Here is a 24,799-nt window from a genome sequence, read left to right as displayed (position 1 = left end):
GCACATGGATGTGCGGCGCCCTACGGGTCTGCGGGATGCGCCGCTGCGTCGCGCTCGCGTGGGAGCGATCACAGCGAAGCAAAAGGAAAACGCTACGGCCGAGCTGCCTCATCCTCAAGCCCGGGCACCACATCCTCCACATCCACATTGCGCGACGGCGGCGCCGGCAGATCGCCGAGGGTCTGCGGCTTCGCCCCCGTCAATCCGGCGATCAGCAGCAACAACACCAGCGGCACCCAGCCGATGATGCGGAAGAACGTCGGCCCATGCCGGCAGCGGTCGTGGCCCAGCTCGTAGAGCAGCAGGCCCATGTACAGATGCAGCAGCACCGCCCCCGCGACGACCACGAGCTTGAGCACCAGCCACGCGCCGCTGGGATTCCAGGCGATCAGGATGCCGCCGAACGTGATCGTCAGCAGCGCTGCCGGCGTCATGATCCGGAAGAACAGGGTGTTGGCCACCGGATTCCAGTACGCGGGATCGGAATCGATCTCGCGGCGGTGCCGGGCGACGAACAGGCGGGGCAGGAAGAATAGCCCGGTGAACCAGACCGTCATCGCCAGGATGTGCAGGACCTTGAGCCAGAAGTACACCGGCGCTCCACGAATCGTCGAATCGCGCAGCCTACGCGCAGGCGCATCACGTGCGTGTGGGGCCGCGTGCGCGTCGACGCACTGTCCCGCCGCCGGCTGCTAGGGTCGGCGCCATGTCGCGTATCGCTGTCTTCGTCCCGGTCACTGTCGGCCTGGCGCTCCTGCTGGTCGCATCGGCGGCCGGCGCGGCGATGCCGGACGGTCCGCCACCGCCGCTGGGTTACGCGTGGACGCTGTCGATGTGGACGCTGCTGCCGCTGATGGTCACGGCAATCGTGTACAGCGCAGGCCTGGTGCGTCTGCGCCATGCGTCTGAAGGCGCTGGCGTTGCGCGCGGATGGCGCGGACCGCTCGCCTTCGCGGCCGGCATGCTCCTGCTGGGCCTCGCGCTGGTGTGGCCGCTGGACACCTACGCGGCCTACGCACTGTCGGCGCATGTGGCTCAGCACATGACCCTGCTGGCGTGGGCGCCGCCGCTGTTGTTGATCGCCCGGCCCGGCAAAGTCGCGGCCTGTGCGCTACCGGCCCCCATCGCCACGCGGCTCTCACGCACGCTGGGGCCGATCGGCGCTTGTGCCAACGCGCAGCTCGGCGCAGCGACGCTCGTGCATGTCGGCACGATGTGGCTGTGGCATCTGCCTGCAGCGACCTCGGCGGCGCTGGTAAGCGAACCGCTGCACCGCACGATGCTCGCCAGCGTGCTGCTCGCCGGTCTGTGGTTCTGGAGCGCGGTGCTGCATCGGCTGCGCACGCGTGATGGCGGCGCGACCGGGGGACTCGTCGCGCTGGTCACGGCGATGATGCTGATGGGATTTCTCGGCGCGCTGCTGACGTTCTCGCCGCGGCTGCTGTATCCGGCCTACACCGACCGCGCATTGCTCGCCGGCCTCGATGCGTTCCGCGACCAGCAACTCGCGGGCCTGCTGATGTGGGTGCCGACCGGCCTGCCCTATCTCGTCGTCGGCCTGTGTCTGGCGGTCGCGCTGCTGCGGAATGTGCCTCGGGGCGCCGTGAGCCGTCCCGCGGCGAGGTCCGGGACGACGACACGCGACCCGGATTGAACGCAGGCTCTCCGCGTTGCGGCGCGCACGGCGGGCAGTACACGCGGGCGCCGCCTCGACACCGGCTTGCCATCCCGACCTGCACAGTGCGCGTTCGCATTCACGACGGAGACCCGCGATGAAGACCCGCACCCTCGGACTCGGCGGCCCTACCGTCTCGGCCATCGGACTCGGCTGCATGGGCATGAGCGCGTTCTATGGCGGCCGCGGCAGCGATGCCGACGCGATTGCCGTCATCAAGCACGCGCTCGACCAGGGCATCACCCTGCTCGACACCGCCGACATGTACGGCCCGCACACCAACGAGACCCTGGTTGGCCGCGCGATCGACGGGCGCCGCGATGATGTCTTCATCGCGACCAAATTCGGCATCCAGCTCGATCCCTCAGATCCGCACGCACGCGGCATCAACGGCTCGCCCGCGTACGTACAGCAGGCCTGCGAGGCCAGCCTGAAGCGGCTCAACATCGAGACGATCGATCTGTACTACCAGCACCGCGTGGATCCGCAGGTGCCGATCGAGGACACCGTCGGCGCGATGGCGCGACTGGTCGAACAGGGCAAGGTGCGGCACCTGGGTCTGTCGGAGGCCTCGGCTGACACGCTGCGGCGCGCGGCCAAGGTGCACGCGATCGCCGCGCTGCAGAGCGAGTACTCGCTGTGGTCGCGCGATCCCGAGACCAACGGCACGCTGACCGCCTGCCGCGAACTCGGTGTTGGCTTCGTGCCGTACTCGCCGCTCGGGCGCGGGTTCCTGACCGGCACGATCCGCAATATCGAAGACTTCGACGACGATGACTACCGCCGCCATTCGCCGCGCTTCCAGGGCGAGAACTTCGACCGCAATCTCGCGCTGGTCGAGTCGGTGCAGGCGATCGCGCAGGACTACGGCGTGACCCCGGGCCAGCTGGCCTTGGCATGGGTCCTGTCGCGGGGCGACGATCTGGTGCCGATTCCGGGCACCAAGCACATCGGCTTCCTCGACGAGAACATCGCCGCGCTCGACATCCATCTGACCGAGGACGATCTGGCCCGCATCGATGCGATCTTCCCGCCGGACGCGGCGTCCGGCACGCGCTATCCCGCAGCGGGCATGGGTGCGTTGAACCGCTGACGCGGCGGCCGGAACGGGCGCGCCCGACCGGGCGCGTCCGTTCGCAACGCGATGGCTCAGCGCGCGGTCGTCTGCGCTGTGCCGGCTGCATATCGCCGCGCCACCACCGCGCAGACGATCAGCTGGATCTGGTGGTAGATCATGATCGGCAGCACGATCGCGCCCAGCCCACCGCTGGCGAACATGAGCTTCGCCATCGGCAGCCCCGTCGCCAAACTTTTCTTTGAACCGCAGAAGACGATCGCGATCTCGTCGGCTCGATTGAAGCCGAAGCGTCGTGCGATCCATGCGATCAATGGCATCGCGATCCCGAGCAGCAGCGCGCAGACGACGGCCACCGCGATCAGCGTCCACACCGGCGTGTCGCGCCACAGGCCTTCGATCACCGACGCGCTGAAGGCGGTGTAGACCACCAGCAGGATCGTGCCCTGATCAGTCCAGCGCAACAGTGCGCGCCGACGTTCGACCCAGCCGCCGACGACCGGCCGCAGCAGATGTCCGGCGACGAAGGGCAGCAGCAGGAGCAACATGATCTTGGCGATCGCGGTGAACGGATGCGCCATCGCCCCCGCCCCGCTGCCGACCAACAGCGCCATCAGCAGCGGCGTCAGCGCAACGCCGAGCAGGCTCGACAGCGATGCGCTGCAGACCGCGGCGGGCACATTGCCGCCCGCCATCGACGTGAAAGCGATCGATGACTGCACCGTCGACGGCAACGTGCACAGGAACAGCACGCCGACATAGAGCTCCGGCGTCAGCAACCAGCCTGACAATGGCCTGCCGAGCAGGCCGATGAGCGGAAACAGCGCGAACGTGCACGCCAGGATCGTGAGGTGCAGGCGCCAGTGCAGCGCGCCGGCGAGAATCGCCGCGCGCGAGAGACGTGCGCCGTGCAGGAAGAACAGCGCGGCGATTGCGGCGTTCGTCACCACATCCATGACCGCTGCGGCACGTCCCTGTACCGGCAGCAGCGACGCCAGCGCAACGATGGCGAGCAGCATCAGCGTGAAAGGATCGACGCGCGAACGCAGGGGCATACGAAAAACTCCGACGGCGGATGCCACCAGCTGCGGCGCGGTGGGCCGATATGGTCGCAGCCGCCGTCGCCGACCACCAGCCGCGGCGGACGCAAAGGCGCGTCCCGGATTCACACGCCTGCAGCGCACGCGTGTTCATAGTTTCGTTTCCGTCGCCGCCCGATGCACGATGCTGACCCTCATCTTCGCCGCAGTCACCGCGCTGCTGGCCATTGCCACCCTCGTGCCGACCATCCGAAGCGGCGTGTGGTGGATCCGCGGCTTCGATTTTCCCCGCCTGCAGCTGCTGTTGCTCTCGGCGCTGGTGCTGGCCTTGCACCTCGGCCTACATCCGGTCGACGACCCCTGGACATTGGCGATCGTCGTCGTCAACGCGGCCTGCATGCTGTGGCAGGCGTGGTGGATCATCCCGTACACGCGCATGGCGCGCGTGGAGGTTGAAGACGCGCCGGCCGATGCGCACGTGCGCATCCGGCTGATGGCCAGCAATGTGCTGACCACCAACCGCAACGCGGATCCGCTGATCGCGGTGGTGCGGGCGCAGCAGCCGGACGTGCTGATCGCGGTCGAGACCGATGCCTGGTGGGAAGAACGCCTGGACGTGCTGACCGATGCGCTGCCGCACGTGTTGCGCTGCCCGCTCGACAACCTCTACGGCATGCACGTGTATTCGCGGCTGCCGCTGCACGATGCGGAGATCCGCTATCTGGTCGAAGACGACATCCCGTCGATCCACGCCACGCTGGCACTCGACGGCGGCCGCCGCATCACCCTGCATGCGCTGCATCCGCGCCCGCCCAGCCCGACCGAATCCGACAGCTCGGTGGATCGCGATGCCGAGCTGGTGATCGTCGGACGCGCCGTGCACGAGGCCACGCTGCCGGTGATCGTGGCCGGTGATCTCAACGACGTGGCGTGGTCACGCACCACGCGCCTGTTCCGCAAGCTCAGTGGCCTGCTCGATCCGCGCATCGGCCGCGGCATGTACAACACCTTCCACGCCAAGCTGCCAGGTCTGCGCTGGCCGCTGGACCATCTGTTCCACAGCCGGCATTTCACCCTGGTCGGCATGCAGCGGTTGCCGGATATCGGCTCGGACCACTTTCCGATCCTGGTCGAGCTCGCGCTGTCACCGGGCGAGAACGATGCCGACGCCGGACTCGACGCGGATGCAGAAGATCAGGCAGATGCGAACGCCGCAGTTGCACAATCTGACGCCACGAACGCAGCGCCGGATATCCAGCGCTAGCGGATGCGCGCCAGCGCGCGCTGCCCGGTTGCGGGCGGACGACACACCCTCAACGATCCAGACGCGCCCGCAGATCGCGCAGATCGCGCCGGGCGATGTGCTTGAGGGTGTCTTCGCGCCAGGCCTCCGCGGCGTCTTGGCCTGACGAGGCCAGACGACGCTCGTACTCGGGCTGCATCTGTTCGCGGCGTAGCTCGCGGATGCGGCGATATTCGGTCTTCAGTGCCGACATGCGGCGGATCGGTCGATCAGTGCGGATCGGCTGCAGCCACGCGGCACGCTGATCGCCATCGACGACCGCGCTCGGGGGTTCTGCACTCGCATCCGGCCCCGCCGCCCAGGCAGGCGCCATGCACGCAGCGGCCAGCGACAAGGCGCAACCCCAGGCGGTATAGACGGTTCGGCTGTCCATCGCACCCTCCCATGCGGTGACGGACAGCGGCAACGTAACAGGGAATCTGCGAACGGCGTGTTCAAGCCGCGCGTTCAGCCAACAGTTCAGCCAGCGCCGGGGCGCACGTCCAGTCCGAGCGCATGGCCGATAACACGCATGCCCTCATCGTCGTCGCGCGGCGCCATGACACCGGCGACGCTGTCGTCCCCCGTATCCCATGTCCACAGCGTGTAACCGGCCACGCGCAGCTGGTCGTAGGCGGTGTCGAGCAGGGCGTGGGTCGAGGCGCTGCCCAGTGCGACGTCGTCGGTTGGATCTTCGACGCCCCAGTCGAGTTCGACACGGAACCGCTCGGCGAGCGTGTCGATCGCGTCGATCAGGGTTGCGCGCTCGTCCTCGGGCACGCGGAAGCTCGCGCGCCAGTCGGTCGCCGACTCAAGCGCGGCCTGCACGGCGTCCTGTGCATCGTCGTCGCCCAGTGTTTCGCGGAACGCCTGGAACTGCTGGGTGGCGGCATCTTCGTCACCTGGATTGATGCGCAGCAGCCATTGCCATGCGATCGCCTCGAGGTCGCCGTCATGCGCCTCGTCTTCGCCGTCGTCGCGCTCGGGCGCGCCAAAGGAGAAGTTGTCGTCGGGATCAAACTCGTATTCGTGCGCGGCCATGACAGGACTCGGAAGATCGGGCGGCGTAGTGTGCCGCGGCGACAGGGCCGCGGCACACCGGATCGCGATCGGCGCGGGTCTGCGACTCAGCTTCGCGCGGCGGCCTTCTTCACCGCGCGCTTGCCGGTCTTGGCCGTGCGCTGGGTCGCGGCCTTCTTTGCCGCCGTCGCCTTTTTCGCAGCCGGCTTCGGTGCCGCGGTCTTGCTGGCGGCCTGCTTCGTGGTCTTCTTGGCCGCCTTCTTCGCACCGCCGCGGGCATCCGCGTGCGACGGCGGCAGCTTCGAGGTCTTGTTCGGGCCGCGCAGATTGACGATGCGGTTCTCGCCCATCACTTCCTCGCGCTTGGTCACGCGCGCGACGGCGAATGCGATGGCCTTGCCGATCAGCGAACCCGGGCCGTCCCAGTACTCGGCGGTGTGCGCCTGCACTTCGATCAGGGTGAGCTTCGGATCGTTGACGCCGCGCGGGAAGTAAGCCTTGAGCGCATCGTTCCAGAACGCTTCGATCTTCGCCGGATCCTCGTTGACGTAGGCATCGCCGGTGATCGAGACGTAGGTGTTGCGACCCTTGGACGCGTACGCCAGGTTGACCTTGGAATTGCGCGCGATCTCGGCGACCTTCGGGCTGTCGGAGGCGACGAAGAACCACACGCGCTCACCGTCGAACTGCGCCTTCTGCGTCGACAGCGGCCGGCTCACCAGATAGCCACCCGGGCCCACGGTGGTGAACATCGTGATGTCGATGTCCTCGATCAGTTTCGCGATCGTCTGCGCGTCTTTCGCGCCCTTGCTGCTTCGCGTTGCCATGTCGCACTCCCGTCAGGATTCAACGCGCAGTGTCGGCAGCGCGGCGGGCGACGGACGTGAAGGCGACGCGCCGCTGCGTCAGCAGGTCGAGGGCGCGTCGGGCTGGCGACGACGTTCGGCGCGACGCGCCCAGGCATAGATCAGCAGGCCCGCGGCCGCGGTGGCGGCGCCGACGTAACCGGTCGAGGTCCAACCCAGTCCGGCGCTGATCGCAATGCCGCCGAGCCATGGCCCGAGCGCGTTCGCGGTATTGAACGCGGCATGGTTGGACGCGGCGGCGAGCGTCTGCGCTTCGCCGGCGACATCCATCAGGCGCGTCTGCAGCACCGGCGCGAGCGCGCCCATCGTGCCGACCGCGACGATGGCCGGCAGGATCGACCAAGGCGCGGCGGTCGCGAGCGGGAACAGCAGCAGCACCAGCAGCGACCAGCCGAGGATCACCGGCACCGCGCGGAACTGCAGGCGATCGACCAGCCAGCCGCCTGCCACGTTGCCGAGGATCGCGCCGACACCGAACGCCGCCAGCGCCACCGGAATCCACGACTCGGCCACACGCGTCACGTTGATCAGCGTCGGCGCGAGATAACTGAAGACGCAGAACATGCCGGCGAAGCCGACCGCGCCGATCAGCAGCGCGTACCAGACCTGCGAGGTGTTGAACGCGCGCAGTTCGCGCATCGGCGTCTGCGCCGGCTCGGCGGGATCGGGCGCAAGGAAGCGCGCGACCAGCACCACGGTCAGCACCGACAGCACCGACACCAGCGCGAACGTCCAGCGCCAGCTCAACTGCTGGCCGAGCCAGGTCGCCAGCGGGTTGCCGACGAGGATCGCGATCGACAGGCCCAGCAGCACGCGACTGACCGCGGCGCCGCGTTGCGCAGGCGGACTGATCGACGCGGCCACGAGCATCGCCACGCCGAAGTACGCGCCATGCGGCAGGCCGGCGACGAAGCGCGCGACCAGCATCGTCGCGTAGTTCGGCGCCAGCGCGCTGGCCAGATTGCCCAGCGCGTAGAACCCCATGAGTGCCAGCAGCAGACGCCGCCGCGGCAGACGCGCGCCCAGGATCGCGAGCAGCGGTGCGCCGACGACGACGCCGATCGCGTAGCTGCTGATCAGATGGCCAACCGCAGGTTCGTCGACACCGAAGCCGCGCGTCAGGTTCGGCATCAGCCCCATCATCGCGAATTCGCTGGTGCCGATCGCAAAGCCGCCCATCGCCAGCGCGAACAGGATCAGGGTGCGGGTGCGGCGATCGGGAAGCGCCGGTGCGCTGGCCATGACGGGTCTCCGGGACATGACCCGCAATTATTGTGCATCGCAACATCGGCGTCATCGGCGTGTGTCGACCACAGCGTTGCAGCGGTGCGGGGCGTTCAGCGCCAACGGCCTGAACACGACGCGATGACAAGGGCTGGACGCCACGCCGCGGACAGTTCCTCATCTCCCTTTCGCTGCGAGTCCGCGCATGTCCATCACTGCCTTTGGCCTGAACTGCACCCTGAAATCCGGCGACGCGCCGTCGTCGACACAGAAGATGCTCGACCAGTTACTGGCGGCCATGGCGAGCCACGGTGCGAAGACCGGCAGCGCGCGCGTCGCCGACTACGACGTCAAACCGGGCGTCAGCGCCGACGAAGGCGATGGCGACCAGTGGCCGGAACTGCGCAAGCGGATCATGGCCGCGGAGATCCTGGTCGTGGCGACGCCGATCTGGATGGGCCACCCCTCGAGCATTGCCCAGCGCGTGCTGGAACGGCTGGACGCGGTGCTGGGCGAGATCGACGACGACGGCGTGTATCCCACGTTCGGCAAGGTCGCGGTCGCCGCCGTGGTCGGCAACGAAGACGGCGCCCACCACGTCTGCGCGCAGCTCTACCAGGGCCTGACCGATGTCGGCTTCACGATTCCCGGCGGCAGCCCGCCGTACTGGGTCGGCGAGGCGATGGGCTCCGTCGACTACCAGGATCTGAAGACGCCCCCGGACAAGGTCACCGACACCATCGCCACGATTGCCTCCAACGCGGTGCACCTCGCCCGTGTGCTGCAGGCTCAGCCTTACCCGAAGCCGAAGCGCGGCGACGGGTGATCCGCATCGGCTGTGCGGGCTGGTCGATCGCGTCGTGCGATGCGGCGCTGTTCGGCGCCGGCGACAGCATGCTGGCACGCTATGCCACGCGCTTCGACGCCGTTGAGATCAACTCGTCCTTCTACAAGCCGCATCGCGCCACGACCTACGCCCGCTGGGCGGCCAGCGTGCCGGCCGGTTTCCGCTTCTCGATCAAGCTGCCGAAGACGATCACCCACGAGGCGCGGCTGACCGGTTGCGGCGCCGCGCTCGATGCATTCTTCGCTGCGGCCGGCGGCCTCGGCGACAAACTGGACTGCGTGCTGGTGCAGCTGCCGCCGAGTCTGGCCTTCGACGCCCGCACAGCGGCCAGGTTCTTCGCGATGCTGGCGCGGCGCTGGCCCGGTCGCGTGGCCTGCGAGGCGCGACACGCCAGCTGGCTCACGCCGCAGGCCGATGCGCTGCTCGCGCGCGATCATGTCGCCCGCGTGGCCGCCGATCCCGCCCGTCACGGCGATGATGCGCAGCCCGGCGGCAGCGCACGATTCGGCTACTGGCGCTGGCACGGCCGTCCGAAGATCTACTACAGCGACTATGACGCCGACGCGCTCGACGCGATTGCAACTGCAGTGCGCGCCGGCCCTGTCGATGCCTGGGTAGTGTTCGACAATACCGCTGCCGGGCATGCGATTCCCAACGCCGCCGCACTACAGGAGCGCCGGTGTTGATGTCGTCATCACGTCACCACGGGACCCTATGGCAGGATGCGCGGTCCTGAACTTGCCGCGCCTTTCGTGACCTCCAACGCGCACCCCGCCCAGCTCGAATTTCTCTCCGGCACGAGCGGGATGTCGCGGCGTATCGCAGCCCATGACTGGTCGACCACGCCGCTCGGCCGGATCGACAGCTGGCCGCAGTCGTTGCGTACCGCGCTGGGCCTGATGCTCGAGTCGCGTTTCGCGATGTGCCTGTGCTGGGGCCCGGACCTGACGCTGTTCTACAACGACGCCTACGCCCCGCATCTCGGTGCCAAGGAAGCACAGGCGCTCGGCCAGCCGTTGCAGACGATCTGGTCCGACGTCTGGGACGATATCCGTCCGCTGGTCGAAAGCGTGTTCGCAGGCGTGCCCACGCTGCACGAAGACATGCTGTTGACGATGCTGCGCAACGGTTTTCCAGAAGAGACGTTCTGGACGTTCTCGTATTCGCCGGTTCGCGACGAGCACGACCGGATCGTCGGCCTGCTCAACATCACCACTGACGTGACCCGCAAGGTGAAGACCGAGCGCCGTCTGCAGGCCGACGTGGCGCAGATGGGCCGCATGTTCGATCAGGCGCCGACGTTCATGGCGATGCTGACCGTTCCCGAACACGTGTTTGCCTACGTCAATCCGGCGTACAAGACCCTGATCGGCGACCGCGGCGACGTGCTGGGCAAGCGTGTGGCGGATGCCTTGCCCGACGCGGTGCGTCAGGGCTATCTCACGCTGCTCGACCGGGTCTATCGCAGCGGACAGGCGTTCTCGGCCGACAGTGCGCAGTACATCGTGCAGACCACGCCCGGCGGCGCGTCGGCCGAGCGTTATGTCGATTTCGTGTTCCAGCCGATCAACGACGGTCATGACGTCGTCGGCATCTTCGTGCAGGGCGTCGACGTGACCGCGCGGCATCTGTCGGATGTCGCCTTGCAGGCCCGCGAAGCCGAGCTGCGCAGCCTCAACAGCGATCTGGAACGGCAGGTCATCGAACGCGCCCGCGAGCGCTCGCTGACCTGGCAGGTCACACCCGACCTGCTCGCCGTCGTGGACCCCGACGGCATCATCGAAACCGTCAACCCAGCCTGGGAACAGCTGCTGGGCTGGCCGGTCGATGCGCTCGTGGGCCGTCGCTGGATGGACCACGTCAGTCCCGACGATCACGCGGTGACGCAGTCCGTGCTCGAGACGCTGCGCGCCGGCAAACCGGTGCTGCGCTTCGAGAACCGCTGGCATACACGCGCCGGCGGCCTGCGCACGCTGTCATGGGTGGCCACGCCCGAGGGCGGCCGTTATTACTGCAGCGCGCGCGACGTCACCGACATCAACGCGGCCGCCGACGCGCTTGCGCGTTCCCAGGCGCAATTGCGCACCTTGTTTGAGACCAGCTACCAGTTGCAGGGCATGTGCACGCCCGACGGTATCGTCACCGACGCGAACCGCCCGGTCCTTCAGGCCGTCGGCGCACGCTTCGAAGATCTGGTCGGCGTGCCCCTGTGGGAGACGCGCTGGTTCAGCGGCACCCCCGGCATGCCGGCACGGATTCGCGCGATGTTCGATCGTGCAGTCGCCGGTGAAACGGTCCGCGACGAGGTGCAGCTGGATCTGCCCAGCGGTCGCCGCAACCACGATTTCTCGCTGCGTCCGATCCACGACAACGGCCGGCTCATCGCCGTGGTGCCCGAGGCGATCGATGCCACGGATCGCCGCAACGCCGAGGAGGCGCTGCGCCAGTCACAGAAGCTCGAGGCGATCGGCCAGCTGACCGGCGGCCTTGCGCACGACTTCAACAACCTGCTGACGCCGATCGTCACCGCGCTCGATCTGGCCGCCGATCCGGGCGCGCAGGCCGAGCGCCGCTCGCGCATGATCGGCGTCGCCCGCCAGTCGGCCGATCGCGCTGCGACGCTCGTACAGCGCCTGCTGTCGTTCGCGCGTCGCCAGCCACTGCAAACCCTCGATATCGATGTGGCCACGCTGGTCTCGGGCATGGCCGACCTGGTCGACAGTTCCAGCAGCCCGCGCGTGCGCTTGGCACTCGACATCGCCGACGATCTGCTGCCTGCGGTGGCCGATCCGAACCAGCTGGAAATGGCGATCCTCAATCTCAGCGTGAACGCCTGCGACGCGATGCCCGAAGGTGGCACGCTGACGCTCGGTGCGCGCAACGCACGCGTCTCCGACGACGCTCGCATCGCGCACGGCCGCTATGTCGTGGTGTCGGTCACCGACACTGGATGCGGCATGGACGAGCAGACACGCCAGCGCGCGATCGAGCCGTTCTTCTCGACCAAGGGCATCGGCAAGGGCACCGGCCTGGGCCTGTCGATGGCGCACGGCCTGGCCTCGCAGCTCGGCGGCCGGCTGACGATCGACAGCGCGCCCGGCACGGGCACCACCATCCATCTGTGGCTGCCGGTAGGCTCGCGCCCCGGCGCCACATCCAGCAACGAGGACACGACAGTGGACATCACAGGGGACAACCGCGGCACCGCGCTCGTGGTCGACGACGAGGATTCGGTGCGCATGTGCACCTCCGACGCACTCGAGGACATGGGCTACCGGATCATCGAAGCCAGCTCCGCAGAAGAGGCATTGCGCGCGCTCGATGACGGCCTGATGCCTGCGGTGCTGGTCACCGACCATCTGATGCCCGGCATGACCGGCGCCGAACTCGCGCGCACCGTGCGCGCGCGGTTCCCGGAGACGGCGATCGTGATCGTGTCCGGTTACACCAGCATGGCCGACTTCGACCCGGGCCTGACGATCCTCAGCAAACCGTTCCGCCAGCACGAACTCGCGGCAAGTGTGGAGTCGGCCAACGCGGCGATCCGGACTGCGGCCTGAGGCAGACGCGTCCGGTCAGCCGTCCTGCGAGGCGATGATCCGGCCCATCAGCGCATGCAGATGCGCGAGGTGGCCGGAGCCGGCAGCGGCGGTCTCGTCGGAGGTCATCGCCACCGTCAGGTTCAATGACGGCACGATGTAGAGCATCTGCCCGCCATGGCCCCAGGCGAAACGCACGTCGTGATCGCCGATCCGTCTCGCAAACCAGGCGTAGCCATAGCCGTCGCCGGTGTAGACCGAGCGCGTACGCGTCACCCACGACTGCGCGATCCAGCTCGCCGGGATCAATTGCGCGCCTGACGACGCGCGGCCGTGGTTGCGATAGATCTCGCCGAACGCCAGCAGCGATCGCGGGGTCATCGCCATCTGGTTGCCGCCGAAGTGCAGGCCTTGCGGATCGGTATCCCAGGACGCGATCGCGAACCCCGCCTGCGGGCCCAGCCAGTCGCGCGCCAGCGTGCGCACCGGCTTGCCGCCCACGCGGGCGAGCACCGCCGACAGCAGATGCGTGGAGCCGGTCGAATAGATCATGCCGCCGCCCGGTTCGTCGACGAACGGCTGCGCGAGCGCGTCACGTACCCAGTCGCGCTGCGCGACCCAGCGCCCGTAGCCCCGGCCCGACGTGGACTGCAACCCGGCCTGCATCGACAGCAGATGGCCGATGGTGATCTGGGCCAGACGCGGATCGGGATCGCGCGGCAGGCGATCTGCCAGCAGCGGTGCGACGGGCTGGTCCACGCCGTCCAGAAGCCCGCGGTCGATCGCGATGCCGACCAGCGCCGACATCACTGTCTTGGAAGCCGACTTGATATTGGCCGGGCGCGTGGTCGACGCGCCGTGGTAGCCGCGCTCGGCAAGCAGCGCACCGTCACGCGCCACCAGCACCGTCCGCAGCGGCGTCAGTGATGTGGCGTCGGCGAGAACGCTCTCGAGCGCAGCGCGGCGGTCGGCCTCCTGCGTCTGCGCGGTGGCGGGCGCGACGGTGACGAAACAGACACACAACGAAACCAGCCACAGGGAGAAGATGCGATGCATCGATCGAGTATCGGCGCGACGCTGCAAACCCCCAATGAAACCCGCGCTCAGGCCGCGGCGGCGGCGATCAATGCCTGGTGTGCACCGACGCCCGCGAGCAGACCCGATGCCATCGCGAGCGGCACACTGTGCATCGGCTGGCTCAGATCACCGGCCGCGAATACGCCCGGCACGGTGGTCTGCTTGAACGCGTCCACGCGCAGATGCGGTCCCAGCATGCCCATGTCCTGCGCGCAGCCGAGCATGTCGGCCAGACCGTCGACCGGTTCGACACGCGAGCCGACGAACAGTGCATCGATCGCCACGCGGCGACCATCGGCCAGACGCACACCTGACAGCGTCGGCGCATCGCCCAGCAATTCGACCACCGGCGCACGTTCGAGTCGCACGTCGCGGTTGGCGAGCTTGCGCGCATCGTCGGCGTCGGGCTCGAAGCCATTCTCGAGAAAGCAGGTCGTCGGGCCCCAGTCGGGAAGCATCAGCGCGCGGTGCAGGCCCATCGCATCGCCTGCGAAGACACCGAGCGCACGCCCGGCGACTTCGAAGCCGTGGCAGTACGGACAATGCAGCACGCTGCGCCCCCAACGCGCCTGCAGACCGTCGAGCGGCGGCAACACATCGCGGACGCCGCCCGCCAGGATCACGGTGCGGGTCTCGAATATCTGGCCGTCCTCAAGCACGATCGAGAACCCGGCCGCATCGGTGGCCGCCTTGATGGCTTGGCCCGCGATGACCGTCGCGGTCGGGTAGCGCAGCAATTCCGCGCGTCCCTGCGCCAGTAGCGTGGCCGGTGGCGTGTCGTCATGCCCGAACACGTTGTGTACAGCGGCCGCGAACCGGTTGCGCGGCTGCCCCGCATCGATCACCAGCACCTGACGGCGCGCGCGTGCCAGCGCCTGCGCCGCCGACAGTCCGGCACTCCCGCCACCCACAATCACTGCGTCGTAGCGCATTCCGCACCTCACGTCACTTCAGTTGTTTCATGATGCACTCGGTTCTCGCATCATGCAACTCGACAAGTATCGTGATGCGGCTGCGGTATCGTGATCGCCCGTCCTGCTCCCTGCCCCATGCGCCCCGACAGCCGCCTCAGCCGCATGCTCCACGTCCTCATCCATCTGGCGGAGGCCGACGGCCGCGCGACCTCGGACGAGATCGCGGCGATGCTGGGCACCAATCCGGTCGTCGTGCGTCGCACGATGGCCGGCCTGCGCGACCACGGGTATGTCCGTTCGGAAAAAGGCCACGGCGGCGGCTGGTCGCTGGCGACACCGCTCGCCGAGATCACCCTGCTCGACATCCACACGGCACTGGGATCGCCGGCCCCGTTCGCATTCGGACTGGCCAACGACGACCCGGACTGCCTCGTCGAGAAAGCCGTCAACGCCCACCTCACCGGCGCGATGGCCGAGGCCGAAGCCCTGCTGCGCGCGCGACTGGCCGCGGTGACGCTGGCCGACATCGCGGCCGACTTCCAGAAGCGCCTGGCCACCAGCGGGCGCCGACGCGGCGCGCGCTGATCCATCCATCCCGGCGCCCATGCGTCACCGTGACTTCAAGCACGCGATAGCGCGCCGCGATGGCCCGATGCTCGCGCACACGCAACAGGGAACGCTGCCCATGTCTTTCAATCGCGTCGCGCTCGCTGCGGCACTCGTCATCGCGTCGACCACGGCCCTTGCTGCCGAAGACGACACCACGCCGCGGCTGTCCTCCGACCAGTGCGAGATTTCCACGCCCTACAACGTGCTGGTCGATACCGGCGGCGTGTGGCTCTACCGCGACAGCGGCATGCCGAAGGAGATCTTCTTCCACGACGGCACGCTCAGCGTGGACCGCGCGGTGCAGACGGTCAGCGCCGCCGATGCCGCGCGTCTGCGCCGGCTCGAATCGGGCGCACGCACGCTGATGCCGCAGGTCACCTCGGTCGCGCGCGAGAGCACCGGCATCGCGTTCGATGCGCTGGCGGGCGTGGTCGAAGTGATGACCGGCAGCGCGCGCAAGGTGCGCCAGGTGGAACGTTTCCGCACCGATACGCTCGGCTACATCGACACCACGCTCGGCACCGGGCGCTGGGACCAGGACGTGTTCGGCGACGGTTTCGAGTCGCGCATCGAAGAGGCGGCCGAACGCATGACCGGCAGCCTCGGCCGCAGCGTGATGTGGCAGGTGTTCACCGGCCGCGCCGGCCGCATGGACGCGCGCGCCGAACGCATGGAAGCCGATCTGGACCGCAAGATCGAAGCCCGCAGCGCCGCTCTGGAAGCGCAGGCCGATGCCCTGTGCACGCACGTGCGCGAGCTGCAGTCGATCCAGGCGGCACTCGAATACCGGCTCGACGGCCATCGGCTGGTGATGCTGGAAGACGCACCTCGGAGCGGGACGGTCAACGGCGCCGACTGACGGCGCATACCACTCATTCTTCAGCGCGCGATGGCCGATCCAGGCGGCGCTCGAAACAGGCTGGTCCGGCCACATGCGGCCAGTCGCGACGCACCCAGGGTTCGATCTGACGCAGCGGCTGCCCATTGTCGGCAGTGAACACCGCACACAGTTCCACGCCATCCGGCGCGATGACGCGGTATCCGTACGCCGCGCTGGTCACCGGATCGACCCGGCGCAGGTCGGCGCCGGGCACGTCCGCCAGCGTGGCGGGCAGCGCGCCGTTCTTCCGCAGGTGCGTGCCGGCCGCCTGCTCGATCGCGCGCAGGTCACGGACGCGGGCGGTGTCGAGCCGTGCGTCGCGTTGGGCGCCGGGCGAACCGGTCAACCACAGAGTCGCCGCCACCGTCACGGAGGCGACCAGCCCACCCGCGATGACGAGACCGCGCCCGAACCGGGACACATTCATGGCGCGGTTTCTTCGCGACGCAGGTCGAGCAGGTAGAACGCGAAGATCGCCCCGGCGATGGTGCCCGCGATCAGTACCTTGAGCAGGAAGCGGATACTGAGTTCGCCGCCCAACACGTGGTAGACCAGGGTGATGAGATCACCGACCACGATGGCGGCGGCCAGAAACAACGTCATGTACGTCAGCCAGCGACGCACCGGGGACAGTCGCTTGACCGGATTGCGCGCCAGCTCGCGTGAGATCTTGTGCGCAACGAATGCGAACAACGGGAACGCGATGACAACCGAAGCCGCCGCCCACCGCATCGATTGGCCGCGACGCTGCACTTTATAGTCGAGATCCGTCGGATCAGGGAGCGCCAGGTTCACGAGGTCGAACAGCAGGCTACCGAGCTGCCAGGCGGCCACATAAAGCGAGGTGAACAGCACCAGGTGCAGGAAGGCATCGCGCGCCGAAAGCGTGGGACGCGGTCGCGGCACGGGCACCCCGAATGCCACATCCGCATACCGGGACAGTGCGTCTTCGATCTGCTCGGCAGGCCATCCGGCGTGTGCCAGGGCGATAGCGACCGCTTTGCGATCCGCGCCACGCGCCAATGCATCGCGTACGAAGCTGTCCAGATCCTTCGATTCCGTTCCCATTGCCCGCTCCGTCGTTTCCTGAGGCAAATCTAGCAGGCTGCCGATCGTCTACGCAGAAATGTTCAGCATCCCGGTCTCGGTCCGCGCGACGTGGCGTGGGACAATGGGCGCATGGGCGATTCCGACTCCACCTTGCCGGCCACGACCGCGGCCGACGCGCCGCCGCGCGCGCTGAACGACGCGCTCAAGGCCGACATCCGCGCCGCATACGCGAAGCTGCAGGCGAACACGCCGGGCTTCAGCACGCGCCGTTCGCAGAGCGCGATGATCGGACTGGTGTCGCGCGCGCTCGCGACTTCGGGCGGCATCGGCATCGCCGAAGCGCCGACCGGCGTCGGCAAGAGTCTGGCGTATCTGACCGCCGGCGTGCCGATCGCGCTGGCGACGAAGAAGAAACTGGTGATCAGCACCGGTACCGTGGCCCTGCAGTCGCAGTTGTTCGAACGCGACATCCCTGCGTTTCTCGCCGCGACCGGGTTAGAGGCCCGCGTCGCGCTGGCCAAGGGCCGCACGCGCTATCTGTGCACGCGCAATGCCGCCGAACTGCATGCCGAGCACAGCCAGGGCACGATGCTGCTCGATGGCGCCGGGCCCGACGAAGGCGGCGACTACGAGCGCCAGCTCTATGACCGACCGCTAGCGCCGCACGAGGTCGACGCGGCGCGGCGCCTGCTCGAAGCGCATGCGGACCGGCAGTGGGACGGCGATCTCGACACTGCGCCCGAACCCGTGTCGCCCGCGCTGCGCACCCGTATCACCACGCCCGCATCGAGCTGCGCCGGGCGCCGTTGCAGCTTCGCCCAGCAGTGCCCGGTGCTGAAAGTCCGCACCACCGTGCGCGAAGCGCAGATCGTCGTGACCAATCACGCGCTGCTGCTGTCGTCGCTGGCGATGGGCGACATCGAGAACGGCCAGCCGCTGCTGGCGCCGCCCGGCGAGATGCTGCTGGTGCTCGACGAAGGCCACCACGTGGCGAACGTCGCGATCGACCAGGGCGCGGCGCGCCTGCCCCTGGCCGACATGGCCAAGCGCACCAGCCGCATGCAGATTCTGATCGCGGGCAGTTATCGTCTGGTCGACAAGGAACGCATCGGTACCTTGCTGCCGAACGAGGCGATCGAACTCGCGTCGCGCGTGTCGAAGGGGCTCAAAGCGTTCCAGCTCGACGTCGACCGCGTCTGGCAGCCCGAACCCGGCGACCGCGACCCGATGTGGCGCGCACCGCTCGGTCGCCTGCCCGACGACTGGGCGCACGCGATCGAAACCCTCGGCGAAGACACGCGCGCCCTGTTCAACTGGGTGCACGCCGCGCAACAGGCCGTCGCGCGGACCAAGCAGGAAGATCCGGCGCGCGAAAAGCTGCAGCGCAGCCTCGGCATGGCGCTGGAAATGGTCGAGCAGCAGCACGAACTGTGGGCCGGCTGGCGCCGCGGGGACCGAGAGGGTGCGCCGCCGATGGCGCGCTGGATCACCGCCACGCGCGATGGCGATCTCGCCCTGCACTGCTCACCGGTCTCGGCCGCGCACGTGCTGCGCACGCTGCTGTGGAAGGAGATCGACTCGGTCGTGATGACCTCGGCGACGCTGACCGGCGGCGGCGATTTCCAGTCGTTCGCGATCGACACCGGCCTGCCCGATCACGCCGAGACAGCCTCGTTGCCGTCGCCGTTCGACCTGCCGAACCAGGCGCAGCTGGTGGTGCCGCAGTTCCCGGTGGCGCCCGACGATCGCGAAGGTCACCCGAAGGCCGTCGCCGAATGGCTGGCGCGCGAACTCGACTGGAAGAAGGGCAGCATGGTGCTCTTCACCTCGCGCTGGAAGATGGAGAAGGTCGCCGAACTGATGCCGGCCTCGCGCCGCGACGCGATCCAGGTGCAGAGCAGCGGCAACAAATCGCAGGTCGTCGCCGCGCATCTCGAGCGCATCGCCGCCGGCAAGGGCTCGGTGCTGTTCGGCCTCAACTCGTTCGGCGAAGGTCTCGACCTGCCGGGCGAGGCCTGCACGACGGTCGTCATCACCCAGGTGCCCTTTGCGGTACCGACCGATCCGCAGACCGCGACGCTTGGAGAATGGCTCGAAGCGCGCGGGCAGAACCCGTTCAACCTGATCGCGATTCCGCATGCGTTGCGCACGCTGACCCAGTTCGCCGGTCGCCTGATCCGCACCTCGACCGATACCGGCCGCGTCGTGATCCTCGATTCGCGCCTGCTCAACCGCCGCTACGGCAAACGCATCCTCGATGCGCTGCCGCCGTTCAAGCGCGTGATCGGCTGACGTAGCGGAAGGCGTCGCAGAAGAGGCCAGTGCGTCGACGTTTGCGTGGCAGCGCGCGAGACCCGCCTTTGATTGGCACCTCTCCCTCTGGGAGAGAGCCTGCCCCGGACTCGATCCGGGGTCGACGCGCAAAGCGCGTCGGGTGAGGGCGAAGATCGCTGCAAATTCCTCGCTAATCGCACTCACCCCTCGAACAACCCCGCCTGCACCGGCAACTCATCCGGTTCGCGAAAGCCGCCGATCCCCACACCGACCAGCCGATACCGCGTCGACGCCGGCAGCTCGACGCGCTCGCGCAATGCCAGCGCGATCCGCGTCAGTTCCGCCTGCGACGCGGGCGGCGCATCGGGCGTGAAACTGCGCGTGAGGATGCGGAACTGCGAGGTCTTGAGCTTCAGCACCACGGTGCGGCCGACGCGCGCCGTCTTGCGCGTCGCCGTCCACGTCTTCTCGGCGAGCCGCTCGATCATCGGCGCCAGCGCCTCGAGCGGCAGATCGGTCTCGAACGTGTCCTCCGACGAGATCGACTGCACCGGCTGATCCGGTTCCACCGGCCGGTCGTCAATGCCGAGTGCGCGCTGGTGCAGACGCACCCCGAACGTGCCGAAGCGCCGCTCGAGCGTCTCGCGCGACAGACCGCGCAGATCGCCGACCGTGGCGACGCCGAGCTCGGCCAGCTTCTTTTCCATGACCTTGCCGACGCCGGGAATCAGGCCGACCTTGAGCGGCAGCAGGAACGCGTCGATCTGCGCCGGCTTCACCACGTAAAGACCATCAGGCTTGTTCCAGTCCGAAGCGATCTTGGCGATGAACTTGTTCGGCGCCACGCCGGCAGAGGCCGTCAGTTGCGTCGCTTCGCGGATCTGCGCGCGGATCGCCTCCGCGGTCGCGGTGGCACTTGGCGAGGGAATCTTCGGATCGGTGACGTCGAGATAGGCCTCGTCCAGCGACAGCGGCTGCACCAGGTCGGTGTGCGCGTGGAAGATCTCGCGCACCTGCCGCGACACGGCTTTGTAGCGGGCGAAATCTGGCGGCACGAACACCGCGTCCGGACACAGGCGCTCGGCGGTGACCGCCGGCATCGCCGAGCGCACCCCGAACGGACGGGCTTCATACGAGGCGGCGCAGACCACCGAACGCGCGCCGCGCCAGGCCACGACCACCGGCCGACCGCGCAGCGACGGATCGTCGCGCTGCTCGACCGAAGCGTAGAACGCGTCCATGTCGATGTGGAGGATCTTGCGCACGGCTGCATTATCGTCGCTTCGGTCGCAGTGACTGCGCCCGATCCACGATTCCTGCACGCGGATTCGACCCGCTGCTCACGTGTTCCTGCGCAGGCTGTCCGCTCCCATCGATTGAGCACCGTCATGCCCCGCGGCGACAAATCGTCCTACACCGACAAGCAGAAACGACAGGCTGAACACGTCGAGGCTTCGGAGCGCGACAAGGGCCGGTCGGAGGCGGATGCCGAGCGCATCGCCTGGGCCACGGTCAACAAGCAGGATGGCGGCGGCAAGCAATCCGGCTCGCGCCGCACGGACCACTGACGCGCATCAGGCGTCGGCGCCCTCGACCGGCAGTCGCACGATCGCGACCGTGGCATCGTCCGGATCGGTGGTGATCGAGAATCCCAGCTGGCGGCACATCGCCAGCATCGTGGTGTTCTCGCGCAGCACCTGGCCCTCGACGACGCGCAGCCCCTGCCAGCGGGCGTACTCGATCATGATCCGCATCAGCCGCCAGCCGAGCCCGGCGCCCTTGAGGTCGGAGCGCACCATGATCCCGTACTCGCCGGTGTCGTAGTTCGCATCGGCGAGCAGACGCACCGCGCCCAGCATCTCGCCGGTGTCGGGGTCGATCGCCGCCAGCGCGATCGAGCGCGCGTAGTCGAGCTGGGTGAGCCGCGCGATGAACTCGTGGCTGAAATGCCGCACCGCGCTGAAGAAACGCAGACGCAGATCCTCGGTGCTGACCTGTTCGAAGAAGCGCCGGAACATCGCCTCGTCTTCCGGGCGTACCGGCCGCACGAAAGCCGTGTTCCCGTTCGACAGCGTGATCGTGCGTTCCCACTCCACCGGATACGGAAAGATCGCGAAACGCGGATGTCCGCGCCCCTTGTGCAGCCGCTTGACCGGCGCGAGCGCGATGCGCGCATCGACCGCGATCACGCCGTCGCGATCGGCGAGCAGCGGGTTGATGTCGAGTTCCAGCAACTCCGGGATGTCGGCCGCCATCTGCGCGAGCTTCACCAGCACCAGCGCGACGGCGCGTTCGTCGGCCGCCGGCACATCGCGATACGCCTTGAGAATCCGCGACGCGCGCGTACGCCCGATGAGCTCGTGTGCGAGGCGCAGGTCCAGCGGTGGCAGCATCAAGGCCTTGTCGTCGATGACGTCGACGGCCGTACCGCCGCGGCCGAACACGATCACCGGGCCGAACGTCGGATCGTCGGCAATACCGGCGATGAGTTCACGCGCTTTGGGCCGCACGATCATCGCGTGCACGGTAACGCCGTCGATCCGCGCAGCGGGCTGCAAGGTGCGTGCGCGCTGCAGGATGTCTTCGGCCGCCTGACGCACGGCCTGCGGCGTCGTGAGGTTCAGGCGCACGCCGTCGACATCGGATTTGTGCGGAATGTCGGCCGCATCGATCTTCACCGCGACCGTGACGCCACGCGCGAACAGCACGTCCGCGGCGGCGACCGCTGCATCGGCGTCGCGTGCGCGCGAGACCTCGGCGACCGGAATACCGTAGGCGCCTAGCAGGCGCGCGGTCGCCACCGGATCGAGCAGGCGATGCTCCGATGCCAGAGCCGCCTCGACGACAGCGCGTGCCGCCGGCAGGTCGACCGCGAAATCGTCCGGCAGGCTTGGCGGCGTTTCCATCAGCGCACGTTGCGCCTCGTGGTGACGCGCGAGATACATGAAGCCGCGCACCGCATCCGCCTCGCTGTCGTAGACCGGAATGCCGGCATCGCCGAGCGTCTTGCGCGCCTCGGGCTGCTCGCCGTGCCAGACCGCGAGCACCGGCTTGCGCGCGACGGTGTGCGAACGCGCCTGCACAGTGCGCACCACGGCGCTCGCGACTTCATCGGGATCCGATAGCACGGTGGGCACCTGCATCACCAGCACCGCATCGTTGTCGCGATCGTCGAGCAGCGCCTCCAGGGCGGCGGCATAGCGAGTGCCGTCGGCATCGCCGAGCATGTCCACGGCGTTGCGCCGCGACCAGCCACGCGGAAACGCGCCATCGAGCTTACCGATCGTCGCCTCCGACAGTGACGCGCGTGTACCGCCCAGATCGACCAGCCGATCGAGTGCGAGCATGCCGACGCCGATGCCGTTGGTCATCACGGCGAGCCGGTTGCCGGGCACGCCGCCCAGATGCGACAGGGTTTCGGCCGCGGCGAACAGTTCGTCGAGCGCGTGGACGCGCAACAACCCGGCGCGCCGGAACGCCGCGTCATAGACCGCGTCGGGGGTGGCGAGGGCCGCCGCGCGTGTGATCGCCGCGGCGTCACGTCGCGCATGCCGGCCGGGCTTCACCACGACCACGGGTTTTGCGCGTGCCGCCGCGCGGGCAGCGGACAGGAACTTGCGCGCGTCGCGGACACGCTCGACGTACAACAGGATCGCGCGGGTATGCCGGTCGGTTGCGAAATAGTCGAGCAGATCGGCGAAGTCGACGTCGAGTGCATCACCCAGTGATGCCACCGCGGAGAATCCGATGCCGCGCGGGCGGCTCCACTCGATCATGCCGGCAGCGACCGCGCCGGATTGCGAGATCAGTGCTAGATCGCCGGGAATCGGCGCATGCGCGGCGAAACTCGCGAACAGCTTGGCGTGCGGTGCGATCACGCCGAGACAGTTCGGCCCGACGATGCGCAGCCCCCGTGCACGCGCGACCTCGGCCAGCGCTGCGTTGTGAGACCCCGCGCCCTCGCCCATGTCGCGCGTCAGCACGATCGCGGCCTTCACGCCCACCCGGGCTGCAGCCTCGGCGGTGCCTGCCACGTCCTCCGGCGGCACGGCGATCACCACAAGTTCCGGGGTAAACGGTAACGCGGCGATCGAAGGCGACGCTTCGATACCATCGATCGACGCATAGCGCGGATTGACCAGACCGATCGGCCCGGCGAACCCACCGGCACGCAACTGCTGCAACACCAGCCGCCCCAACGACCGCGCGCGCGGACTCGCGCCGACGACCGCAACCGACGCGGGATGGAACACGGACTGCAGTGCGTAGGTACTCATCGCGGCGTGCGCGGTCATTCAAGACGAGCGCAGACGATACACGAGCGTCCGTATGCGATTCCGATCAGTCACCTTCTGAGATTTTGCCAAGGGCTGTCGTCACAGGCGCAGCGCCGAGCGCTGCGTACGCCTCATAGGGTGGGTAGAGCAACGCGAGAGCCATCGGAGATCTCGGGGACGATCACAATTCCGACGCGAATGGCGCCTCACAAGAGATCCGTCGACATCATCCGACGCATAGCTTGGGAAGCATCGGGGCTCGACACGCTCCAACTGCATACGCTTTCTGATCGAAGCCGTGATTCAACACGCCACCGGCTCGGCACGATTTCGCCAAACGCGCGCTTCGACTCCAACGCATCAACCGCCTCGTCTAAGCTGCCGCCATGAGCGATCCAGACGACTTCCAGCTGCGTATCCGCCTTGGCGAGGTGATGCTCGGCCCAGGCAAGGCCGATCTGCTCGATGGCATACGTGAAACCGGTTCGATCTCCGCAGCAGGTCGCCGTATGTTCATGAGTTACCGCCGCGCCTGGCAGCTCGTCGAACAGCTCAACCTGCACTTCGGTGCCCCAGTGGTCGCGACGCTGACCGGCGGGCGTGGCGGCGGCGGTGCAGAACTCACCGCGCTGGGCGAAGACATTCTGTCGACCTACCGCCGCATGCAGCAACACAGTGCCGCCTCGATCGCCGACGATCTCGCTCACTTGCGCGATCTTCGCAAGTAGCGAACCAATGACGTCCGCCTCTGTGCCGGTGCGCTCATCGCGAGAACCGCGATCTCAAAGCGCAGAAATCCGCCTACGTAGGATGGGAAGAGCGAAGCGAAACCCGTCACCTGTCTTCCGAGTCCGCGTCTTCGCTTGAAGCTTCGCGTGCTGATGAGTGCTCGCGAGTGAGCATCAAGCCCAGGCTGCGCAAGCCAGCCCGTTTCGAGCGGCCGTCCAACCGCTCGCATCTGTTTCTCAGCCAGACCTTTGGTGCTCCAAAATTATCTCCCCGCATTTTTGAACTAAATACTCACGCTGCCACGCATTGCCGTCTGACTTTCTCACTTTCCCTAGCGCTATCGTCAAACAGCGCCCAAAGAAAAACCCCCGCCGGAATACCGGCGGGGGTTTTGGGTAAAAACCCTGGCGATGACCTACTC

At 67.9% G+C, this 24,799-nt stretch carries 22 protein-coding genes and 2 pseudogenes; 12 read left to right on the top strand and 12 right to left on the bottom strand.

All coding sequences use genetic code 11. The features are described 5' to 3' along the window. Positions 1-92: 92 nt before the first annotated feature. On the bottom strand, positions 93-593 hold the full coding sequence (locus ACZ9YD_RS13385; RefSeq protein WP_465075768.1) for a CopD family protein: 501 nt from the start codon (positions 591-593) through the stop codon (positions 93-95). Between the two features lie 113 nt (positions 594-706). Here ACZ9YD_RS13385 and ACZ9YD_RS13380 point away from each other — a divergent pair, with 113 nt between their 5' ends. Together ACZ9YD_RS13380 and ACZ9YD_RS13375 are read left to right on the top strand one after the other, a co-directional pair. Then, entirely contained in the window at positions 707-1,654 is a 948-nt protein-coding gene (locus ACZ9YD_RS13380) for a cytochrome c oxidase assembly protein (RefSeq protein ID WP_465075767.1), read from the top strand. A gap of 118 nt (positions 1,655-1,772) precedes the next feature. Beyond that, positions 1,773-2,768, top strand: coding sequence for an aldo/keto reductase (locus ACZ9YD_RS13375; RefSeq protein ID WP_465075766.1), 996 nt, complete (start codon positions 1,773-1,775; stop codon positions 2,766-2,768). A 56-nt stretch (positions 2,769-2,824) separates the two neighbouring features. Here ACZ9YD_RS13375 and ACZ9YD_RS13370 read toward each other — a convergent pair whose 3' ends face one another. Then, on the bottom strand, positions 2,825-3,805 hold the full coding sequence (locus tag ACZ9YD_RS13370) for a bile acid:sodium symporter family protein (RefSeq protein WP_465075765.1): 981 nt from the start codon (positions 3,803-3,805) through the stop codon (positions 2,825-2,827). 169 nt (positions 3,806-3,974) lie between these two features. Here ACZ9YD_RS13370 and ACZ9YD_RS13365 point away from each other — a divergent pair, with 169 nt between their 5' ends. Continuing rightward, on the top strand, positions 3,975-5,054 hold the full coding sequence (locus ACZ9YD_RS13365; protein WP_465075764.1) for an endonuclease/exonuclease/phosphatase family protein: 1,080 nt from the start codon (positions 3,975-3,977) through the stop codon (positions 5,052-5,054). 49 nt (positions 5,055-5,103) lie between these two features. Here ACZ9YD_RS13365 and ACZ9YD_RS13360 read toward each other — a convergent pair whose 3' ends face one another. From ACZ9YD_RS13360 to ACZ9YD_RS13345, 4 genes and pseudogenes are all read right to left on the bottom strand, one after another. Next, a complete protein-coding gene (locus ACZ9YD_RS13360; RefSeq protein ID WP_465075763.1) occupies positions 5,104-5,466 on the bottom strand; it encodes a hypothetical protein in 363 nt (120 codons plus the stop codon). Positions 5,467-5,552: 86 nt separating this feature from the next. After that, a complete protein-coding gene (locus ACZ9YD_RS13355) occupies positions 5,553-6,113 on the bottom strand; it encodes a DUF6630 family protein (RefSeq protein ID WP_465075762.1) in 561 nt (186 codons plus the stop codon). Positions 6,114-6,412: 299 nt separating this feature from the next. Then, positions 6,413-6,919 (bottom strand): annotated as a pseudogene (locus ACZ9YD_RS13350) (pyridoxamine 5'-phosphate oxidase family protein); the annotation flags it as partial. Positions 6,920-6,997: 78 nt separating this feature from the next. Further along, a complete protein-coding gene (locus tag ACZ9YD_RS13345; protein ID WP_465075761.1) occupies positions 6,998-8,200 on the bottom strand; it encodes an MFS transporter in 1,203 nt (400 codons plus the stop codon). Positions 8,201-8,387: 187 nt separating this feature from the next. On the opposite strand from ACZ9YD_RS13345, the gene ACZ9YD_RS13340 reads away from it, so the two are divergent. From ACZ9YD_RS13340 to ACZ9YD_RS13330, 3 genes are all read left to right on the top strand, one after another. Then, positions 8,388-9,008 carry a flavodoxin family protein gene (locus tag ACZ9YD_RS13340; protein ID WP_465075760.1) on the top strand — a complete coding sequence of 207 codons (621 nt, stop codon included), beginning with the start codon at positions 8,388-8,390 and terminating at the stop codon, positions 9,006-9,008. Further along, positions 9,008-9,715 (top strand): DUF72 domain-containing protein, encoded by a 708-nt coding sequence (locus ACZ9YD_RS13335; RefSeq protein ID WP_465075769.1) that lies wholly within the window; start codon positions 9,008-9,010, stop codon positions 9,713-9,715. The genes ACZ9YD_RS13340 and ACZ9YD_RS13335 overlap by 1 nt, the downstream gene beginning before the upstream one ends. 120 nt (positions 9,716-9,835) lie before the next feature. Beyond that, on the top strand, positions 9,836-12,589 hold the full coding sequence (locus ACZ9YD_RS13330; protein ID WP_465075759.1) for a PAS domain-containing protein: 2,754 nt from the start codon (positions 9,836-9,838) through the stop codon (positions 12,587-12,589). Positions 12,590-12,604: 15 nt separating this feature from the next. Here the strand turns inward: ACZ9YD_RS13330 and ACZ9YD_RS13325 are convergent, their stop codons facing one another. Then, positions 12,605-13,624 (bottom strand): serine hydrolase domain-containing protein, encoded by a 1,020-nt coding sequence (locus ACZ9YD_RS13325; RefSeq protein ID WP_465075758.1) that lies wholly within the window; start codon positions 13,622-13,624, stop codon positions 12,605-12,607. A gap of 47 nt (positions 13,625-13,671) precedes the next feature. Continuing rightward, positions 13,672-14,577, bottom strand: a complete 906-nt coding sequence (locus ACZ9YD_RS13320) for an NAD(P)/FAD-dependent oxidoreductase (protein ID WP_465075757.1) — start codon at positions 14,575-14,577, stop codon at positions 13,672-13,674. A 117-nt stretch (positions 14,578-14,694) separates the two neighbouring features. Here ACZ9YD_RS13320 and ACZ9YD_RS13315 point away from each other — a divergent pair, with 117 nt between their 5' ends. Both ACZ9YD_RS13315 and ACZ9YD_RS13310 read left to right on the top strand, forming a co-directional pair. After that, positions 14,695-15,144, top strand: coding sequence for an Rrf2 family transcriptional regulator (locus ACZ9YD_RS13315; protein WP_465075756.1), 450 nt, complete (start codon positions 14,695-14,697; stop codon positions 15,142-15,144). 100 nt (positions 15,145-15,244) lie between these two features. Beyond that, on the top strand, positions 15,245-16,027 hold the full coding sequence (locus ACZ9YD_RS13310; RefSeq protein WP_465075755.1) for a DUF2884 family protein: 783 nt from the start codon (positions 15,245-15,247) through the stop codon (positions 16,025-16,027). A 13-nt stretch (positions 16,028-16,040) separates the two neighbouring features. Here ACZ9YD_RS13310 and ACZ9YD_RS13305 read toward each other — a convergent pair whose 3' ends face one another. Further along, positions 16,041-16,475, bottom strand: coding sequence for a hypothetical protein (locus ACZ9YD_RS13305; protein ID WP_465075754.1), 435 nt, complete (start codon positions 16,473-16,475; stop codon positions 16,041-16,043). Further along, positions 16,472-17,116: a DUF5671 domain-containing protein gene (locus ACZ9YD_RS13300; RefSeq protein WP_465075753.1), complete on the bottom strand. Its 645-nt coding sequence runs from the start codon at positions 17,114-17,116 to the stop codon at positions 16,472-16,474. Before ACZ9YD_RS13300 ends, ACZ9YD_RS13305 begins: the two co-directional genes overlap by 4 nt. Before the next feature lie 111 nt (positions 17,117-17,227). On the opposite strand from ACZ9YD_RS13300, the gene dinG reads away from it, so the two are divergent. After that, on the top strand, positions 17,228-19,390 hold the full coding sequence (gene dinG / locus ACZ9YD_RS13295) for an ATP-dependent DNA helicase DinG (RefSeq protein WP_465075752.1): 2,163 nt from the start codon (positions 17,228-17,230) through the stop codon (positions 19,388-19,390). Between the two features lie 182 nt (positions 19,391-19,572). On the opposite strand, the gene dinB is transcribed toward dinG, so the two are convergent. Further along, complete coding sequence (gene dinB / locus ACZ9YD_RS13290; protein WP_465075751.1) at positions 19,573-20,637, bottom strand: DNA polymerase IV; 1,065 nt, start codon at positions 20,635-20,637, stop codon at positions 19,573-19,575. A gap of 123 nt (positions 20,638-20,760) precedes the next feature. On the opposite strand from dinB, the pseudogene ACZ9YD_RS13285 reads away from it, so the two are divergent. Next, a pseudogene (locus ACZ9YD_RS13285) lies at positions 20,761-20,928 on the top strand (HupB); the annotation flags it as partial. An 18-nt stretch (positions 20,929-20,946) separates the two neighbouring features. On the opposite strand, the gene ACZ9YD_RS13280 reads toward ACZ9YD_RS13285, so the two are convergent. After that, a complete protein-coding gene (locus tag ACZ9YD_RS13280; RefSeq protein ID WP_465075750.1) occupies positions 20,947-23,649 on the bottom strand; it encodes a bifunctional acetate--CoA ligase family protein/GNAT family N-acetyltransferase in 2,703 nt (900 codons plus the stop codon). 386 nt (positions 23,650-24,035) lie between these two features. On the opposite strand from ACZ9YD_RS13280, the gene ACZ9YD_RS13275 reads away from it, so the two are divergent. After that, complete coding sequence (locus ACZ9YD_RS13275) at positions 24,036-24,377, top strand: winged helix-turn-helix domain-containing protein (protein WP_465075749.1); 342 nt, start codon at positions 24,036-24,038, stop codon at positions 24,375-24,377. Positions 24,378-24,544: 167 nt separating this feature from the next. After that, a partial coding sequence (locus ACZ9YD_RS13270) for a hypothetical protein (RefSeq protein WP_465075747.1) occupies positions 24,545-24,799 on the top strand: 255 nt, incomplete at its 3' end.

The organism is Luteimonas sp. AC640a, from assembly GCF_979256585.1.
The sequence above is the reverse complement of the archived record's forward strand: the minus strand, read 5'-3'. Positions and strand labels throughout refer to the sequence as shown.

Bases quoted from the DNA above. Each gene is read 5' to 3' on its own strand.
- ACZ9YD_RS13380 (WP_465075767.1), top strand. From the start codon at position 707: ATGTCGCGTATCGCTGTCTTCGTCCCGGTCACTGTCGGCCTGGCGCTC.
- ACZ9YD_RS13375 (WP_465075766.1), top strand. From the start codon at position 1,773: ATGAAGACCCGCACCCTCGGACTCGGCGGCCCTACCGTCTCGGCCATC.
- ACZ9YD_RS13370 (WP_465075765.1), bottom strand. From the start codon at position 3,805: ATGCCCCTGCGTTCGCGCGTCGATCCTTTCACGCTGATGCTGCTCGCC.
- ACZ9YD_RS13365 (WP_465075764.1), top strand. From the start codon at position 3,975: ATGCTGACCCTCATCTTCGCCGCAGTCACCGCGCTGCTGGCCATTGCC.
- ACZ9YD_RS13360 (WP_465075763.1), bottom strand. From the start codon at position 5,466: ATGGACAGCCGAACCGTCTATACCGCCTGGGGTTGCGCCTTGTCGCTG.
- ACZ9YD_RS13355 (WP_465075762.1), bottom strand. From the start codon at position 6,113: ATGGCCGCGCACGAATACGAGTTTGATCCCGACGACAACTTCTCCTTT.
- ACZ9YD_RS13345 (WP_465075761.1), bottom strand. From the start codon at position 8,200: ATGGCCAGCGCACCGGCGCTTCCCGATCGCCGCACCCGCACCCTGATC.
- ACZ9YD_RS13340 (WP_465075760.1), top strand. From the start codon at position 8,388: ATGTCCATCACTGCCTTTGGCCTGAACTGCACCCTGAAATCCGGCGAC.
- ACZ9YD_RS13330 (WP_465075759.1), top strand. From the start codon at position 9,836: ATGTCGCGGCGTATCGCAGCCCATGACTGGTCGACCACGCCGCTCGGC.
- ACZ9YD_RS13325 (WP_465075758.1), bottom strand. From the start codon at position 13,624: ATGCATCGCATCTTCTCCCTGTGGCTGGTTTCGTTGTGTGTCTGTTTC.
- ACZ9YD_RS13320 (WP_465075757.1), bottom strand. From the start codon at position 14,577: ATGCGCTACGACGCAGTGATTGTGGGTGGCGGGAGTGCCGGACTGTCG.
- ACZ9YD_RS13315 (WP_465075756.1), top strand. From the start codon at position 14,695: ATGCGCCCCGACAGCCGCCTCAGCCGCATGCTCCACGTCCTCATCCAT.
- ACZ9YD_RS13310 (WP_465075755.1), top strand. From the start codon at position 15,245: ATGTCTTTCAATCGCGTCGCGCTCGCTGCGGCACTCGTCATCGCGTCG.
- ACZ9YD_RS13305 (WP_465075754.1), bottom strand. From the start codon at position 16,475: ATGAATGTGTCCCGGTTCGGGCGCGGTCTCGTCATCGCGGGTGGGCTG.
- ACZ9YD_RS13300 (WP_465075753.1), bottom strand. From the start codon at position 17,116: ATGGGAACGGAATCGAAGGATCTGGACAGCTTCGTACGCGATGCATTG.
- dinG (WP_465075752.1), top strand. From the start codon at position 17,228: ATGGGCGATTCCGACTCCACCTTGCCGGCCACGACCGCGGCCGACGCG.
- ACZ9YD_RS13280 (WP_465075750.1), bottom strand. From the start codon at position 23,649: ATGAGTACCTACGCACTGCAGTCCGTGTTCCATCCCGCGTCGGTTGCG.
- ACZ9YD_RS13275 (WP_465075749.1), top strand. From the start codon at position 24,036: ATGAGCGATCCAGACGACTTCCAGCTGCGTATCCGCCTTGGCGAGGTG.